The organism is Brevundimonas sp. 01N35 (assembly GCF_056399785.1).
On record NZ_JBFTRZ010000002.1, the window covers coordinates 227,717 to 242,713 of the forward strand.

Annotated in this window: 17 protein-coding genes and 1 tRNA gene; 9 read left to right on the forward strand and 9 right to left on the reverse strand. The window is 67.3% G+C overall.

Features of this window, described 5'->3' with window-relative positions:
- Window positions 1-47: 47 nt before the first annotated feature.
- Complete coding sequence (locus AC1DJ5_RS02725) at window positions 48-1,151, reverse strand: amino acid ABC transporter substrate-binding protein (RefSeq protein WP_441453337.1); 1,104 nt, start codon at window positions 1,149-1,151, stop codon at window positions 48-50.
- A 78-nt stretch (window positions 1,152-1,229) separates the two neighbouring features.
- Between AC1DJ5_RS02725 and metC the strand changes: the two genes are divergently transcribed.
- Window positions 1,230-2,423, forward strand: coding sequence for a cystathionine beta-lyase (metC, locus tag AC1DJ5_RS02730; protein WP_477019683.1), 1,194 nt, complete (start codon window positions 1,230-1,232; stop codon window positions 2,421-2,423).
- Here the strand turns inward: metC and AC1DJ5_RS02735 are convergent.
- The 4 genes from AC1DJ5_RS02735 to AC1DJ5_RS02750 form a co-directional block, all read right to left on the reverse strand.
- A tRNA-Arg gene (locus tag AC1DJ5_RS02735) sits at window positions 2,382-2,458 on the reverse strand. The genes metC and AC1DJ5_RS02735 overlap by 42 nt on opposite strands.
- 31 nt (window positions 2,459-2,489) lie before the next feature.
- A complete protein-coding gene (locus tag AC1DJ5_RS02740; protein ID WP_441453336.1) occupies window positions 2,490-2,795 on the reverse strand; it encodes an ETC complex I subunit in 306 nt (101 codons plus the stop codon).
- An 83-nt stretch (window positions 2,796-2,878) separates the two neighbouring features.
- Entirely contained in the window at window positions 2,879-3,181 is a 303-nt protein-coding gene (locus tag AC1DJ5_RS02745) for a sel1 repeat family protein (RefSeq protein ID WP_441453334.1), read from the reverse strand.
- A gap of 78 nt (window positions 3,182-3,259) precedes the next feature.
- Window positions 3,260-3,979: a glutathione S-transferase family protein gene (locus AC1DJ5_RS02750; RefSeq protein WP_477019601.1), complete on the reverse strand. Its 720-nt coding sequence runs from the start codon at window positions 3,977-3,979 to the stop codon at window positions 3,260-3,262.
- 178 nt (window positions 3,980-4,157) lie between these two features.
- Between AC1DJ5_RS02750 and AC1DJ5_RS02755 the strand changes: the two genes are divergently transcribed.
- Together AC1DJ5_RS02755 and AC1DJ5_RS02760 are read left to right on the forward strand one after the other, a co-directional pair.
- Window positions 4,158-4,634 (forward strand): RcnB family protein, encoded by a 477-nt coding sequence (locus AC1DJ5_RS02755; RefSeq protein WP_441453332.1) that lies wholly within the window; start codon window positions 4,158-4,160, stop codon window positions 4,632-4,634.
- 576 nt (window positions 4,635-5,210) lie between these two features.
- Window positions 5,211-5,762 (forward strand): RcnB family protein, encoded by a 552-nt coding sequence (locus AC1DJ5_RS02760; protein ID WP_477019602.1) that lies wholly within the window; start codon window positions 5,211-5,213, stop codon window positions 5,760-5,762.
- A gap of 194 nt (window positions 5,763-5,956) precedes the next feature.
- Here the strand turns inward: AC1DJ5_RS02760 and gatB are convergent, their stop codons facing one another.
- From gatB to gatC, 3 genes are read right to left on the reverse strand one after another with little or no spacing between them, the layout of a single operon-like run.
- A complete protein-coding gene (gatB, locus tag AC1DJ5_RS02765) occupies window positions 5,957-7,450 on the reverse strand; it encodes an Asp-tRNA(Asn)/Glu-tRNA(Gln) amidotransferase subunit GatB (RefSeq protein ID WP_477019603.1) in 1,494 nt (497 codons plus the stop codon).
- Window positions 7,451-7,452: 2 nt separating this feature from the next.
- Window positions 7,453-8,931, reverse strand: a complete 1,479-nt coding sequence (gene gatA, locus AC1DJ5_RS02770; protein WP_441453327.1) for an Asp-tRNA(Asn)/Glu-tRNA(Gln) amidotransferase subunit GatA — start codon at window positions 8,929-8,931, stop codon at window positions 7,453-7,455.
- A gap of 3 nt (window positions 8,932-8,934) precedes the next feature.
- On the reverse strand, window positions 8,935-9,222 hold the full coding sequence (gene gatC, locus AC1DJ5_RS02775; protein ID WP_477019604.1) for an Asp-tRNA(Asn)/Glu-tRNA(Gln) amidotransferase subunit GatC: 288 nt from the start codon (window positions 9,220-9,222) through the stop codon (window positions 8,935-8,937).
- Between the two features lie 120 nt (window positions 9,223-9,342).
- Here gatC and ruvX point away from each other — a divergent pair, with 120 nt between their 5' ends.
- The 6 genes from ruvX to dprA are packed head-to-tail and all read left to right on the forward strand — an operon-like array spanning window position 9,343 to window position 14,785.
- Window positions 9,343-9,810 (forward strand): Holliday junction resolvase RuvX, encoded by a 468-nt coding sequence (ruvX, locus tag AC1DJ5_RS02780; protein ID WP_477019605.1) that lies wholly within the window; start codon window positions 9,343-9,345, stop codon window positions 9,808-9,810.
- Entirely contained in the window at window positions 9,810-10,733 is a 924-nt protein-coding gene (locus tag AC1DJ5_RS02785; protein ID WP_477019606.1) for an AEC family transporter, read from the forward strand. Before ruvX ends, AC1DJ5_RS02785 begins: the two co-directional genes overlap by 1 nt.
- 40 nt (window positions 10,734-10,773) lie before the next feature.
- Window positions 10,774-11,757 (forward strand): aspartate carbamoyltransferase catalytic subunit, encoded by a 984-nt coding sequence (locus AC1DJ5_RS02790; RefSeq protein ID WP_477019607.1) that lies wholly within the window; start codon window positions 10,774-10,776, stop codon window positions 11,755-11,757.
- Window positions 11,754-13,052 (forward strand): dihydroorotase, encoded by a 1,299-nt coding sequence (gene pyrC, locus AC1DJ5_RS02795; RefSeq protein WP_441453318.1) that lies wholly within the window; start codon window positions 11,754-11,756, stop codon window positions 13,050-13,052. The genes AC1DJ5_RS02790 and pyrC overlap by 4 nt, the downstream gene beginning before the upstream one ends.
- A 15-nt stretch (window positions 13,053-13,067) precedes the next feature.
- Window positions 13,068-13,703 carry a glycerol-3-phosphate 1-O-acyltransferase PlsY gene (gene plsY, locus AC1DJ5_RS02800; protein WP_441453317.1) on the forward strand — a complete coding sequence of 212 codons (636 nt, stop codon included), beginning with the start codon at window positions 13,068-13,070 and terminating at the stop codon, window positions 13,701-13,703.
- Entirely contained in the window at window positions 13,700-14,785 is a 1,086-nt protein-coding gene (gene dprA / locus AC1DJ5_RS02805; protein WP_477019608.1) for a DNA-processing protein DprA, read from the forward strand. The genes plsY and dprA overlap by 4 nt, the downstream gene beginning before the upstream one ends.
- On the opposite strand, the gene AC1DJ5_RS02810 is transcribed toward dprA, so the two are convergent.
- Window positions 14,782-14,940, reverse strand: a complete 159-nt coding sequence (locus AC1DJ5_RS02810; RefSeq protein WP_477019609.1) for a hypothetical protein — start codon at window positions 14,938-14,940, stop codon at window positions 14,782-14,784. The genes dprA and AC1DJ5_RS02810 overlap by 4 nt on opposite strands.
- Window positions 14,941-14,997 lie beyond the last annotated feature (57 nt).

Sequence of the window (14,997 nt, forward strand, 5' to 3'; positions counted from 1 at the left end):
GGTCAGGGTGACGATCAAGCCGCCCTCGCTACCTGTCGTCGGCGCGCCTAGCGGATGGGCAGACCATAGACCAAGCCTCCCGACCGTGCGCTCCATTGCGCATTCAGGCCCCGCGCGAGGTTCAACGGAGATTGCGCGCCCAAATTCCGTTCAAAGATCTCGCCGTAATTTCCGCCTGCGGCGATGGCGTCGCGCGCCCAGGTCCGGGGAAGACCCAGCGACGGACCGAATTCCCCTTCCTGGCCCAGCAGGCGGCGAATGCGCGGATCCTGGCTGTCACGCTCCAGCGCCGCGACATTGGCTTTCGTCACGCCCAGTTCCTCGCCCAGGATCAAGGCGTTCAAGGTCCAGCGGATCACCGCCGTCCACTGATCGTCGCCCCCGCGAACGACCGGCCCCAACGGCTCCTTGGAGATCACGTCCGGCAGGATGACGTGCTGCTGCGGGTTCGGCAGCGTCGTGCGCGCGGCCGCCAGGGCCGAGATGTCCGCGGTGAAGGCGTCGCACGCCTCACGCGCATAGGCCTGCCGCGCCTCCTCCTCCGTTTTCACCACGACCGGGCGATATTCGATGCCCCGCGTCCTGAAATAATCCTCGACGTTCAGTTCGGTGGTCGATCCTGCCTGGACGCAGACCCGTGCCCCGTTCAGTTCGGCCGCGCTGCTGAGGTTGAGCGCGCGACGCACCAGGAAGCCTTGCCCGTCGTAATAGTTGACGCCGGCGAAGCTGAGCTCACCGCCAGTGTCGCGGCTCATGGTCCAGGAGGTGTTGCGCCACAGCACGTCGATGCGCCCGTCCCGCAGAGCCTCGAATCGCTGCTCGGCCGTCAGAGGCACGAAGCGCACGGCATCGGGATCGCCGAAAATGGCCGCCGCCGTGGCCCGGCAGAAATCCACGTCAAAGCCGCGCCAGGCGCCGCGATTGTCGGTGTAGGCGAAACCGACCAGGCCCTGATGCACGCCGCAGTTCAGCCGGCCGCGCTGCTTGATCGCCGCCAGGGTCGGGCTTTCGGTATTCGTCGGCAGAGCGACGGGCCTTGCAGGAAGGGCCTCGCTCGCGTCGGGTTTATGAGTCTCGGCGCGCCGTTCGCAACCGCCCGTCGCCACCGCGAAGGCTACCGCCGCTCCCGTCGCTATCCTTGACGCCCGCATTCCATCACCCTCGCCAGCTTGCGCCCCCGAAGACTTTAGAGCCCTCTAGGCGCGGAACCGCAACCCGCTGGAGATTTCATGCCTCGTCTTTCCGACCGCACCCGCTTGATCGCGTCGGCCACGCGTCGAGGCCAGGGACGGCGGCCGGTCAGTCCGCCGCTCGAGCGCGCCTCGACCATGCTCAGCGACGATCCGGCGACCATGCAGGATGCGACGGACGGCCCCGTCTATGGGTTGGAGGGGACCAGCGCGGCGAGAGAGTTGCGGGCGGCTCTGGCCGACCTGGAAGGCGGGGACGAGGCTTTCCTGCTGCCTTCGGGTCTGGCCGCCGTCACCGTGCCGCTGAGCGCCCTGCTACGGCCTGGCGACGAGGTTCTGGTCACCGACGCCGTCTATGGTCCCACACGACGGTTTCTGACCCGGCACATGGCGGCGCGCGGCGTAACGGCTCGTTTTCACCCAGCCGAGGCCTCGACAGCAGACATTCTCGGGGCTCTGAGCGAACGCACCCGTCTGCTGCTGATCGAAGCGCCAGCGTCGCTGACGTTCGAGATCGTCGATGCCCCGGCCCTGGCGACCGCCTGTCGCGAGCGCGGCGTGCTGACCGTCATGGACAGCACCTGGGCCGCCGGACTGTCGTTCCGGCCGCTCGAACACGGCGTCGACGTCAGCGTTCAGGCCCTGACGAAATACGCCGCAGGCCATTCGGACCTGTTCATGGGCGGCGTCGCCGTTCGGGACCGGGAGATCGGCCGCGCCATAGCGGACACCATCGACGACATGGGCTGGCACGTCTCGCCCGACGACGCCTGGCTGGCCTTGCGCGGCCTGCGGACCTTGCCGCTGCGCTACGCCGAACAGGCGCGCTCGGCGCTTGCGGTCGCCCAATGGCTGCAACAACGGCCAGAGGTGGCGCGCATCCTCTATCCGCCCCTGCCCGGCTCGGTCAGCCATGACCTGTGGCGACGCGACTATTCAGGGGCGGCGTCGCTGATGGGCCTGGTCATGAAGGGCGGCGACAAGGCCGCCGCCCATGCCCTGATGCGCGCCCTGTCCCTGTTCGGCATGGGTTATTCCTGGGGCGGGTTCGAAAGCCTGATCACCCACGAGACCCCGCAACTGCCCTATCGCCGCCACGCGCCGTCGCTGGAGGGCCAGCTTCTGCGCCTGCATATAGGGCTGGAGGATCCGGCCGATCTGATCGCGGACCTGGAAATGGGTCTGGAGGCGTGGCGCGCCCTGCAGGACTCGAACCTGCAACCGTCCGCTTAGAAGGCGGGTGCTCTATCCGGTTGAGCTAAGGGCGCGTTCAGCCAGGGCCGCAGCGAGAAGCCGGACTTAGTGCGTCCAGGACTGCTTGCGGTTGGTGGCGAAATTGTCGGCATAGGCCTTGAGGATGACCGGCGCTTCGTTCGGTTCATGCAGGCGGAAGGCGATGCCGTGACGCTCGGCGTATTCGACCGCTTCTTCCTTGGTCTCGAAGGTCAGGCGGACCTGACCGTTCATGTCGGACGAACTGGTCCAGCCGGTCAGCGGGTCCTGCGTCCGCGCCGAGGCGGGTTCGAACTCAAGGCGCCAGTCGTTGGTCTTGGCCTTGCCCGACTGCATCGCGGTCTTGGCCGGGCGATAGATGCGAGCGAGCATGAGCAGGAATCCTTCGGCGACTTGTCTTGGCCGGGTCAATAGCCCGCCGTCGCCGTCCGGTCCAGAGTCCGCCGCTACAAGCTTCAGGCAGCCAGAGTGGTCGAGCCCGCGTCGATCCAGCGGCGCGCGGCGCGCTGGGCCTCGGCGATCTCGTCGTGCTCCATCTCCTGGCTCATCTCGCGGCGATAGATGCGCGCCTCGATCGACCCCTTCATGGCCGCCAGGTTGAAGATCATGTGCGCCGAGACCCGGTCGATGGGACAGCCGTCCAGCCCGGCTGAATAGGCCAGCCCCAACCGGAACAGGGCGTCGCCGTCCATTTCGACGGTCGGCAGCGGCAGGGCCGCGGGGTCGATAGCTTCAGGCGCTCTGTCTTGCGCGGTCATGGCCAGATCCTCCAGGCGCCGGTCGTTCTGACCCTGCCTTTCGAACCTCATTCAAATACCGGCGGTTTGAAATTAGAGTTAACGGGCGCGTTGGCCGAACAGGACGCTCCGCGCGGCCTCCGCCGCCTTGCCCGAGGCGGCCAGATTGGCGCGCCATTCCTCGCCCACCGCCCTGCCCGCCTTCACAGCCGGCCGCGCCCCGACCCGCTCCATCCAGGCGGCGAGATGCGGAAACTCGATCAGGCTTTGTCCCTGATGCGTCGGCAAGATCCAGGGCCAGATCGCCATGTCGGCGATGGAGTAGTCGCCCGCGACATAGTCCCGATCCGCCAGTCGCCGGTTAAGCACGCCATACAGCCGGTGCGTCTCATTGGTGTAGCGCCGGACGCCATAGGCGAGCTGGCGCTGATCCTTGATGAGGGTCGGCGCGTACTGTCGGAAATGATGCGTCTGGCCCGCCATCGGCCCCAGGCCGCCGACCTGCCAAAAGAGCCACTGATCGACCTCGGCCTTGGAGCGCGCATCGGTCGGATAGAAACGCCCCGACTTCACTCCCAGATATTGCAGGATGGCGCCGGACTCGAAGATCGACAGCAGCTGGCCATCAGGCCCGTCAGGATCGACGATGGCGGGCATCCGGCCATTCGGACTGATCGCCTGGAACGTCGGCGCGAACTGTTCGCCTGCGCCGATATTCACCGGCTTGACGACATAGGGCAGCCCCATCTCCTCCAGCGCAATGGAAATTTTCCAACCGTTGGGCGTGGGCCAATACCAGAGCTCTATGGGCTGGGTCATGGTCGCCTGGTCCTTCGTGTTTCAGCGATCAGAGATGGCGCGCGCGACATGAACAGACAAGGCTGAAACCTGACATCTCCGTTCAGGACGAGTTCATGCGCCAGGGCCGACTTTGGCCTCCTGTTTCAACGGGCCGTCCGCAGCTTACCTTCGGCGCCCAGACCAAGGAGACGTACAGATGAACCGCCTGACCAAGGCTGCCCTCGTCGCCCTGGCGCTGACCACTACGGCCGCGCCGCTGGCGGCCCAGGCCCAGAACCGCCAAGATCATCGCGAATGGCGTCAGGACCGACGCGACGACCGCAATGATCGTCGCGACTATCGCCAGGACCAACGCAATGACCGTTGGGACCGCAACAACCGCGACTGGTGGCGGGGGCGCTCCGACTTCCGCGACTATCGCGGCGCCCGCAACGGCTACTGGTATGCGCCGGGCCACGGTTATTACCGGGTTGATCCACGCTACGCCGGCTATCGCTGGCGTCAGGGCGGTTATCTGCCCTCGGCCTACCGCGGCTACTATGTGAATGACCCTTACTACTACGGTCTGCCTCCCGCGCCGCGCGGCTATCGCTACGTCTACGCCGGCAACGACATCCTTCTCATCGCCGTCGCCAGCGGCCTGATCGCCAGCGTTTTGAGCAACATCTACTAGGTTCGATCACAGTCTGCTGAAGCCCCGCAAAGCCTTGCTTTGCGGGGCTTTTTCTATGCAAGCTGTCAGTTTCCAACGACCGATGTTCAGCCGCGGTTCATGGCCATGGCGCCAGATTACCCTTCAAGCCGCCGTTCTTGGCGCGCAAGGAACAAGACCATGAAACGTTCCCTGATGGTGTTCACGGCCATCGCCAGCTTCGTCCTTCCGGCCGCCGCCCCCTTGGCGGTCATGGCTCAGGACCAGCAGGCGCAGGCGGAAAACTCACCACGCCCTGCCCGCGCCCAGCGGAGGGCCGAACGCGGCGATCAGGCTGTATCGCCTCAACAGCGCCAGGATGCCCCCCGCGCGAACGATCCCCGGCCTGATCGGGCTCAATGGTCGGGCGGAGAAAGTCGCTTGGACAGCCAGCCGCGCCCGGACAGACCCAGCCGTCCGGAACCTGCCGGTGACCAAGGCCGCCCCGACGGTCAGGGGCGTCCCGAGGGTCAGTGGCGTCCCCAGACCCCGCAACCGGATCAACCGAACAGCCGCCCTGGCCGTCCCGGCAGCCAAGCGCCGAGCCGTCCGGACCAGATGGGAAGTCCGGATCGATCGAACCGAGCCGACCGACCTGGCCGACCCGACCAATCGAACCGCCCTGATCGTCCCGGTTCGCAGCAATCTGGCCGCCCGAACCAACCGGATTGGAACCGGCCCGATCGCCCTGGGGCGCAACAACCGGGGCGCCCGAACCGGCCCGGCGGGAACCAGAACCGCGACTATCGTGATTTCCACAATCGCTGGAACCAGGATCAGTGGCGGCGCAACTGGAACCAGCGCCACCGCAGCGACTGGTGGCGCAACGACCAGCGCTTCCGCGGCTGGAACGGCGTGCGGCTCGGCTTCTATTTCGCGCCAGGCTACGGCTACTACAGCGTCCCCCGCGCCTACTGGAACCGTCAGTATTATGTCGGCCAGTATCTGCCGGACATTTTCTGGCGCTATCAGGTCAACGACTGGCGGACCTACGGCCTTGGCTACCCGCCTCCGGGGACGCGCTGGGTCTATGTCGACAACACGATCTATCTGATCGACGACTACGACGGCTACATCATCGACGTCGTCCGCGACGCCTGGAACTGGTAGCCGGCGTCGCAACGAAAGAGGCCCCGGAGAGCAATCTCCGGGGCCATTTTTGTGGGCCGCGGTCAAAAGGCTCTGCCTTTTCGACCCGACGCGGCCTGGCGCTTCGCGCGCGCTCAAACAGCGAGCGACCGCGTCGCGAGCGTTAGCGACCAACGGGGGTTTGGGCGCGCAAGCCCCCAAGCGAACGCCTTAAATCAAAGCCCAAGCTTTGATTTAAGGATGTCATTCACCGCGGCCGGGTTGGCCTTGCCGCCCGTCGCCTTCATCACCTGACCCACGAACCAGCCCAGCGCTTGCGGCTTCTCGGCCACGGCTGCGGCCTTGTCCGGGTTGGCGGCGATGATGTCGTCAACGGCCTTCTCGATGGCCCCGGTGTCGGTCACCTGCTTCAGGCCGTGCTTCTCGACCACCTCGGCGGGGCTGCCCTCGCCGTTCCAGACGTGGTCGAACACCTCCTTGGCGATCTTGGACGAGATGACGTTGGTCTCGATCAGTTCGACCAATTGGGCGACGTGCGCGGCCGGCAGCGGGTTCTCGCTGAAGTCCTTGCCGTCGGCGGCCAGACGCGCTGAGACCTCGTTCGTGACCCAGTTGGACACCAGCTTGGCGTCGCGGCCCTTGGCGGCGGCTTCGAAATAGTCGGCCTTGGCCTGTTCCGAGATCAGCACCACGGCGTCGTATTGCGACAGGCCATAGTCGGCCATCAGGCGACGGCGCTTCTCGTCCGGCAGTTCCGGCAGCTTGGCCTTGATGCCGTCGATCCAGGCCTGTTCCAGCTCCAGCGGCAGCAGGTCGGGGTCAGGGAAGTAGCGATAGTCCATCGCCTCTTCTTTGGAGCGCATCGAGCGCGTCTCGCCCGCCGTCGGATCGTACAAGCGGGTTTCCTGGGTGATCTTGCCGCCGTCCTCGAGGATCTCGATCTGGCGACGCGCCTCATAGTTGATGGCCTGGCTGATGAAGCGGAACGAGTTGACGTTCTTGATCTCGCAGCGCGTGCCCAGATGGCTGAAGTCGCCGGTCGCCTTGTACTTTTCGTACTGGCCTGCGCGGCAGACCGAGACGTTGACGTCGGCGCGCAGGTTGCCCTTGTCCATGTCGCCGTCGCAGGTGCCCAGATAGATCAGGATGGTGCGGATCTTCTTGACGTAGGCGACCGCCTCTTCCGGCGAGCGGATGTCGGGCCGCGAGACGATCTCCATCAGGGCCGTGCCGGCCCGGTTCAGGTCGACATAGGATTCAGTCGGCGACAGGTCGTGGATCAGCTTGCCCGCGTCCTGTTCCAGGTGCAGGCGCTCGATGCCGACGTTGAAGAAGCTGCCGTCTTCGGCCTCGACCTCGACCACGCCCTCGCCCACGATCGGGAAATACAGCTGGCTGATCTGATAGCCGGTCGGCAGGTCGGGATAGAAGTAGTTCTTGCGGTCGAACTGGCTGCGCTTGTTGATCTGGGCGTTCAGGCCCAGGCCGGTCTTCACCGCCTGCTCGACGCAATAGCCGTTCAGGGTCGGCAGCATGCCGGGGAAGCCGGCGTCGACCAGCGACACCTGCTCGTTCGGCCCCGCGCCAAAGCCCACGGCCGCGCCCGAGAACAGCTTGGCCTTCGACGCCACCTGGGCGTGGATTTCCAGCCCCATGACGATTTCCCAAGCGCCCGTGCGGCCTTGGATCAGTTTCGAGTTCTCAGTCATGCTCACCACCAACGATCCGGCTTGGCCACGAAGCCGGCAGACTCTTCCAGCGCGCTCGCGACCTGGAAGACGGTCGCTTCATCCAGCGCCTTGCCGATGACCTGCAGACCCAGCGGCAGGCCGTTGGCGTCGACGCCCGCGGGCACCGAGATGCCCGGCAGGCCGGCCAGGTTCGTCGTCACCGTGAAGATGTCGTTCAGATACATCTGCAGCGGGTCGATCTGCTTGTCGCCCAGGGCGAAGGCGGCCGACGGCGTCGACGGGGTCAGGATGGCGTCCACCTTGCCCCAGACGTTGTCGAAGTCCTCGGCAATGCGGCGACGCACCTTCAGCGCCTTGACGTAGTAGGCGTCATAGAAGCCCGCCGACAGCACATAGGCGCCGATGATCAGGCGACGCTTGACCTCGGCCCCGAAGCCCTCGGCGCGCGAGGTTTCGTAGAGGTCGGTCAGCGAGGTCGGGCCCTCGGCGCGATGGCCGAAACGCATGCCGTCATAGCGGGCCAGATTCGACGACGCCTCGGCCGGGGCCACGATGTAGTAGGTCGGCAGGGCGTATTTGGTGTGCGGCAGACTGATCTCGACGATCTCGCAGCCAGCGGCCTTCAGCCACTCGACGCCCTGCTCCCACAGCTTCTGGATCTCGGCGGGCATCCCGTCGATGACGTATTCAGCAGGCACCCCGATGCGCAGCCCCTTGACCGACTTGCCGACCGACTGGGTCCAGTCGGGCGTCGGAATGTCGAGGCTGGTCGAGTCCTTGGCGTCGAACGAGCACATGGACTTCAGCAGGATGGCGGCGTCGGCCACCGTCTTGGTGATCGGCCCGGCCTGATCCAGCGAACTGGCGAAGGCCACCATGCCGAAGCGGCTGGCGCGGCCATAGGTCGGCTTGATGCCCACGGTGCCGGTGAAGGCCGCGGGCTGGCGGATCGAGCCGCCGGTGTCCGACGCGGTCGCGGCAAGGCAGAGGTCAGCCGCCACGGCCGAGGCCGAACCGCCCGACGAACCGCCCGGCGTCAGCTCGGCGTTCGAGGTCTTGGACTTCCACGGGTTCTTCACCGGACCAAAGGCCGAGGTCTCGTTGGACGAGCCCATGGCGAACTCGTCCATGTTCAGCTTACCCAGCATGACCGCCCCGTCGCGCCACAGATTGGCGGTGACGGTCGATTCATACGGGGGCTTGAACCCGCGCAGCATGTTGGAGCCGGCGGTCGTCTGCACGCCCTCGGTGCAGAACAGGTCCTTGATGCCCAGCGGCGCGCCTTCCAGTGCGCCAGCGGTCCCGGCGGCGATCCGGGCGTCAGAGGCCCGCGCCTGTTCCAGCGCCTTGTCCGTCGTCACCTCGACAAAGGCGTTCAGCGCCGGGTTCGAGGCTTCGATATTGGTCAGGAAGGCCTTGGTCAGTTCCTCGGAGGAGAAGGTCTTGGCCTTCAGCCCGTCCAGGGCGTCCTTCAGGTTCAGTTTGGTCAGATCAGTCATGGCTTACTCGACCACCTTGGGCACGACGAAGAAGCCGTCGGCCGACTTCGGGGCGTTCGACAGGACGGCGTCCACCTTACCGCCGTCGGTGACGACGTCTTCGCGCAGGCGCAGGGGCTGGGCGACGTTGGAGGTCATCGGCTCGACACCCTGCACGTCGACCTCGTTGAGCTGCTCGATCCAGTTCAGGATGCCGTTCATCTCCTGGGCCAGCGGCTCCAGGCGGTCCTCGGGGGTCTTGATGCGGGCGAGGTGGGCGACACGCCTCACCGTCGCGGCGTCGATAGCCATGGAAATCTCCGAAATTCCTCCAGCCGCAACGAAAGGGAGTCGTCGCAGACTGATGATTGTCGTGGGTTAACCGCCCGATGCGGCTTCGACAAGCGTTCCGCATTGCAATATGGGACGTCCGTGCCCGTATTTGACCTTGCCGACCTGCCCGCCGCCTGCCCGCCCGGCACCCCCTGGATGGGGCTGGATCTGGGCGAGAACACCATTGGCGTGGCGGTGTCCGACACCAGCCGCATGATCGCCAGCCCGCTGCAACTGATCCGCAAGGTGAAATTCAGCCAGGACGCCGAACAGCTGATCAAGCTGATGAACGTCCGCAACGTCTCGGCCCTGGTCATCGGCCTGCCGTTGAACATGGACGGCTCCGAAGGGCCGCGCGCCCAGTCCTGCCGCGCCTTCGCCCGCAATCTGGAGCGTCTGCGGCCCGTCAACGTTGCCTTCCAGGACGAGCGCCTGTCGACCAGCGCCGTCGAACGCTTCCTGATCGAAGAGCTGGACCTGAACCGCAAGCGCCGCGCCAATGTCGTGGACCGCACCGCCGCCGCCTGGATCCTGCAAGGCGCGCTGGACCGTCTGCGCGACTACTGATGCTGGCCTTGCTCGCGGGCATCGTGCCCGTCTTCCTGCTGATCGCGCTCGGCTACGGGCTGAGGAAATCCGACTTCCTGCCGGACGCCGCCTGGCGGCCAATCGAGAAGCTGTCGATCCACGTCCTCTATCCGGGGTTTCTGATCCCGGCGATCTGGCACGCCGATCTTTCCGGCGGCGGCGCAGGCGCGGCTGGCGCGGCGGCTGTCAGTTCGGTCGTCGTCATCGCGGCCTTCACCCTGGCGATGAAGCCGCTGCTGAAGATCGAGGGGCCCGCCTACACCAGCGTGTTTCAGGGCGCGATCCGCTGGAACAGCTTCGTCTTCCTGCCGGTGATTCAGGCGACCTTCGGCCAGGACGGACTGGCCCTGGCCGCCGTGGTCATCGCCGCCATGATCCCCGTGACCAACATCCTGTGCGTCATCGTCCTGGCCAAGTGGGGGGCGGACCAGCGCGGCACCTCGCCGCTGGCCCTGACGAAAGCCATCCTGGCCAACCCCATCCTGCTGGCCTGCATCATCGGCCTGGCGCTGAACGTAATGGGCGTGCCGCAACTGCCGGGCATCTCCAACACGCTGAAGCTTCTGGGCGCCAGCGCCCTGCCCCTGGGTCTGATCGTGGCCGGCGCGGGTCTCAGCTTCCGCGCGGTAGCGCGCACGCGCCTGACCATCGGCGCCGTGACCTTCGTCAAGCTGATCATCACCCCGCCGCTGATGTGGGGCCTGTGCGTCCTCTATGGCGGCGACGAGATGGCTCAGGGCGTCGCCCTGATGTGCGGCGCCGCTCCGGGCGCCGCCGCCTCCTATGTCCTGGCGCGTCAGATGGGCGGCGACGCCCCGCTGATGGCCGGGATCATCGCCCTGACGACGGTGCTGTCGGCGCTGGGGATTCCGCTGGCCTTGACCCTGTTCGGCTACGCCTGACCTTCCCCTGAAGCAGACTCGGCTCTATAGCGGCGTCTCGATGACCCATGCCGCTTCCGTCACCGAAACCATTGAGGAACGGCTGCTGCCGTTTCCCCGTAATCATTTCCTCGCCGCCGGCGATCTGAACCCGCCCGCCGCCCTGGCGCTGCTGGATCTCGCCGACGCCTTCGTCGACTTCAACCGACAGTCGGCCAAGGGCATCGACCTGATGCGCGGCCAGACGGTCGTGAACCTGTTCTTCGAGAACTCGACCCGCACCAGTTCCTCGTTCGAGATCGCGGCCAAGCGTCTGGGCGCCGACGTTGTGACCATGCCGGTCTCGGCCTCCTCGGTCGCCAAGGGCGAGACCCTGATCGATACGGCGGTGACGCTGAACGCCATGAAGCCGGAAATCCTGGTGGTCCGCCACGCCTCCTCGGGCGCTGTGGACCTGCTGTCGCAAAAGGTCGGCTGCGCCGTCGTCAACGCCGGCGATGGTCGCCACGAACACCCGACCCAGGCCCTGCTGGACCTGCTGAGCCTGCGCCGCGCCTTTGGCGACGTGGGCGGCCTGACGGTGGCCATCTGCGGCGACATCGCCCACAGCCGCGTGGCCCGCTCCAACGTCGCCCTGTTGTCGATGATGGGGGCGCGGGTGCGCCTCATCGGCCCGCCGACCCTGGTGCCCGGCGACGCCGACCGCTGGGGCTGCGAGGTCTTCCACGACATGAAGGAAGGTCTGGCCGGCTGCGACGTGGTCATGATGCTGCGCCTTCAACTGGAGCGGATGACCGGCGCCCTGATCCCCTCGACCCGCGAGTATTTCCGCTTCTGGGGTCTGGACCGCGAGAAGCTGGCCTGGGCCGCCCCCAACGCCAAGGTCATGCACCCCGGCCCCATGAACCGGGGGGTCGAGATCGATTCCGATGTGGCCGACGACCTGAGCGTCTCCCTGATCCAGGATCAGGTCGAGATGGGCGTCGCCGCCCGCATGGCCGTTCTGGCCGCCCTCGCCCACCGCCGCGCGGGAGCCGCCCCATGAACGCTGCCTCTACCCCGCTGGCCATCGTCAACGCCCGCCTGCTCGACCCGGCCAGCGACTATGACGGCCCTGGCGCGGTCCTGATTCAGGGGGGGCGGATCGTCGAGGTCGTCCACGGCCAGGCGACCCAGCGCCCTGACGGCGTCACCGTCATCGACGCGCAAGGCCGCTGCCTGGCGCCCGGCCTGATCGACATCCGGGTCAAGACCGGCGAGCCGGGCAACGAGCCCAAGGAAACGCTGAAGTCGGCCAGTCTATCGGCGGCGGCGGGCGGCGTCACCACCATCGTCATTCAGCCCGACACCGATCCGGCCATCGACGATCCGGCCCGGATCGACCACATCCAGCGGCGCGGCGCGGCGCTCGATCTGGTCAACGTCCGCGCGGCGGGCGCGGCGACCCAGGGCCGCGACGGCCAGCGCATGGCCGAGATCGGCCTGATGCACGAAGCGGGGGCCCTCTATTTCACGGACGGCGACCGGGTCATCGTCAACACCCGCACCCTGCAACGGGTGATGAGCTACGCCGCCGCCTTCAACGCCCTGATCGCCTGCCGCCCGGCCGAGCCCTGGCTGTCGGAGGGCGCCGTCGCCACTGCGGGCGAACTGGCCACCCGGCTGGGCCTGTCGGGCTCCCCCGCCATCGCCGAACGTATCCAGCTGGAGCGCGACCTGGCCCTGGTCGAACAGACCGGCGCCCGCTTCCTGGTCGACCAGATCTCGACCGAGGGCGCGCTGGAGACCCTGGCCCGCGCCCGCGCTCGCGGGCTGGAAGTCTCGGCCTCGGTGTCGATCAACCACCTCTGCTTCAACGAGATCGACATCGGCGACTACCGGACCTTCTACCGGCTGGACCCGCCGCTGCGCGCCGAGAGCGACCGTCAGGCCCTGGTCGAGGCCCTCCGCGACGGCCTGATCGACGCCATCACCTCGGCCCACGCGCCTGAGCCTGCCGAGAACAAGCGCCGTCCCTTCGCCGAGGCCGCGCCCGGCGCCGTCGGTCTGGAAACCCTGCTGCCCGCCGCCCTGATGTTGCACCACGAGCACGGGCTGGACCTTCTGGACGTCCTGCGCCCCCTGACCCAGGGTCCCGCCGGCCTGCTGGGTCTGGACGCCGGGGTTCTGGCCCAAGGCGCACCCGCCGACCTCGTCCTGTTCGACGCGGGCGCTCCGGTTGTCATCGACGCGGCCACACTTCGTTCGAAATCGAAGAATTCGCCCTTCGACGGCCGTCGTCTGCAAGGGAAGGTCTTGCTCACGGTCGTCGGGGGACGCATCGTCCACGACGCACGCTAAACGGGAGCGAATCACTTGCAGGATCTGGCGGGGCCGGCGCTCCTTACGCTCGGGCTTGTGGCTATGGGCGGATACCTGCTGGGCTCGATTCCGTTCGGGGTCATCCTGACGCGCGCCGCAGGCGCCGGGGACGTGCGCAACATCGGCTCGGGCAATATCGGCGCGACCAACGTCCTTCGCACCGGGCGCAAGGATCTGGCCATCGCCACCCTGATCCTCGATGCGGGCAAGGGCGCGGTCGCCCTGCTGATCGCGCGGCACCTGTTCGGCGAAGCGGCCGGCGCCATCGCCGGCGGCGCGGCCTTTATGGGGCACCTCTTCCCCGTCTGGCTGGGCTTCAAGGGCGGCAAAGGCGTCGCGACCTTCTTCGGCCTGATCCTGGCCGCCTGCTGGCCTCTGGGCCTGATGGCGGCGGCGACCTGGCTGATCGTCGCCTTCGCCCTGCGTTATTCGTCGCTAGCGGCCCTGGTCGCGGCGGCGGCGACGCCCTTCTATGCGCTTCTGCCCCTGGCGATGCTGGGCCTTCCCGCCCCCGCGCCCATCCTGATCCTGGCCATCTTCACCGCCGTCCTGATCTATATCCGCCACCATGAGAACATCGCCCGGCTGCTGAAAGGCGTTGAGCCGCGCATCGGGGCCAAGAAGGCTTGACCCCCCTGTCCGACGCCGAGCGCTTCGCCCGGCTTCGGCTGGCCCGCACCGACCGCGTCGGTCCCGTGGCCTTTTCCCAACTGCTGCAACGCTTCGGTTCCGCCGTCCGCGCGGTCGAGGCCCTGCCTGATCTGCTGCGGCGCAACGGCCGCGACGGCTACGCCCTGCCCGCCGTCGAGCGGGTCGAGGCCGAACTGACGGCGGGCGAGCGCGCGGGCGCGAAGCTGATCCTGCTGGGCGACGCCGCCTATTCGGCCATGTTGGCCGCCGTCGACCCGCCGCCGCCCCTGCTCTGGACGCGCGGCGATGTAGCCTTGCTGTCGCGCCCCTGCGTCGGCGTCGTCGGCGCGCGCATCGCCTCGGCAGGCGGTCAGCGCATCGCGCGCGGCCTGTCGCAGCAGTTGGGCGAAGCCGGCCACGTCATCGTGTCCGGTCTGGCGCGCGGCATCGACGCCGCCGCCCATCTGGGCGCCTTGCCGACCGGCACGGTCGCGGTGCTCGGCGGCGGCGTGGACGACGTCTATCCCGCCGACAACACCGACCTCTATCGCCAGATCGCCGAACAGGGCTGCATCGTCTCGGAAAGCCCCATCGGCGCCCGCGCCCAGGCGCGAGACTTCCCCCGTCGCAACCGCATCATCTCGGGCCTGTCGCGCGGCGTGATCGTGGTCGAGGCGGAAATTCGTTCCGGCTCCCTGATCACCGCCCGCCTGGCCAATGAACAGGGCCGCGACGTTTTCGCCGTGCCGGGGTCGCCGCTGGACCCCCGCTCCAAGGGCCCCAACGAACTGCTGCGTCAGGGCGCCATCCTATGCGAGGGTCTGGAAGACGTGGAGCGCGCCTTCAACACCCTGCGCACCCTGGGCGAACCGCCTGCCGGTTCTCCCTTCGACGGCGCGCCCGACGATCTGGACGACGCCGTGATCGAACAGATCGCGGCCTTGCTGTCGCCCACGCCAACGCCGCGGGACGAACTGGCGCGGGCGGTCGGGCTCCCGATCGGCGTCGTCGCCTCGGCGCTGCTGGAGCTTAACCTCACGGGCCGCGCCAACCTTCTGCCCGGCGGGCTGGTCTCGTCCTAGACGGCTGTCGCCTCATGCCTGGCCAGATCCGCCGCGACATCCAGCGCGCTCGCCAGTTGTTCGTCCCCGTCCCAGCGCGCCATGGTCGCCAGTTCCCTCGCCATGGCGGCGACGTATTCACGAACAGGATAGTCCGCCATATCCGGCGGCGACACAGGCTCTTCCTGTCGCCGACCCGCCTCGAGATCATGGGATCGCGCCGCTTCAGCCAT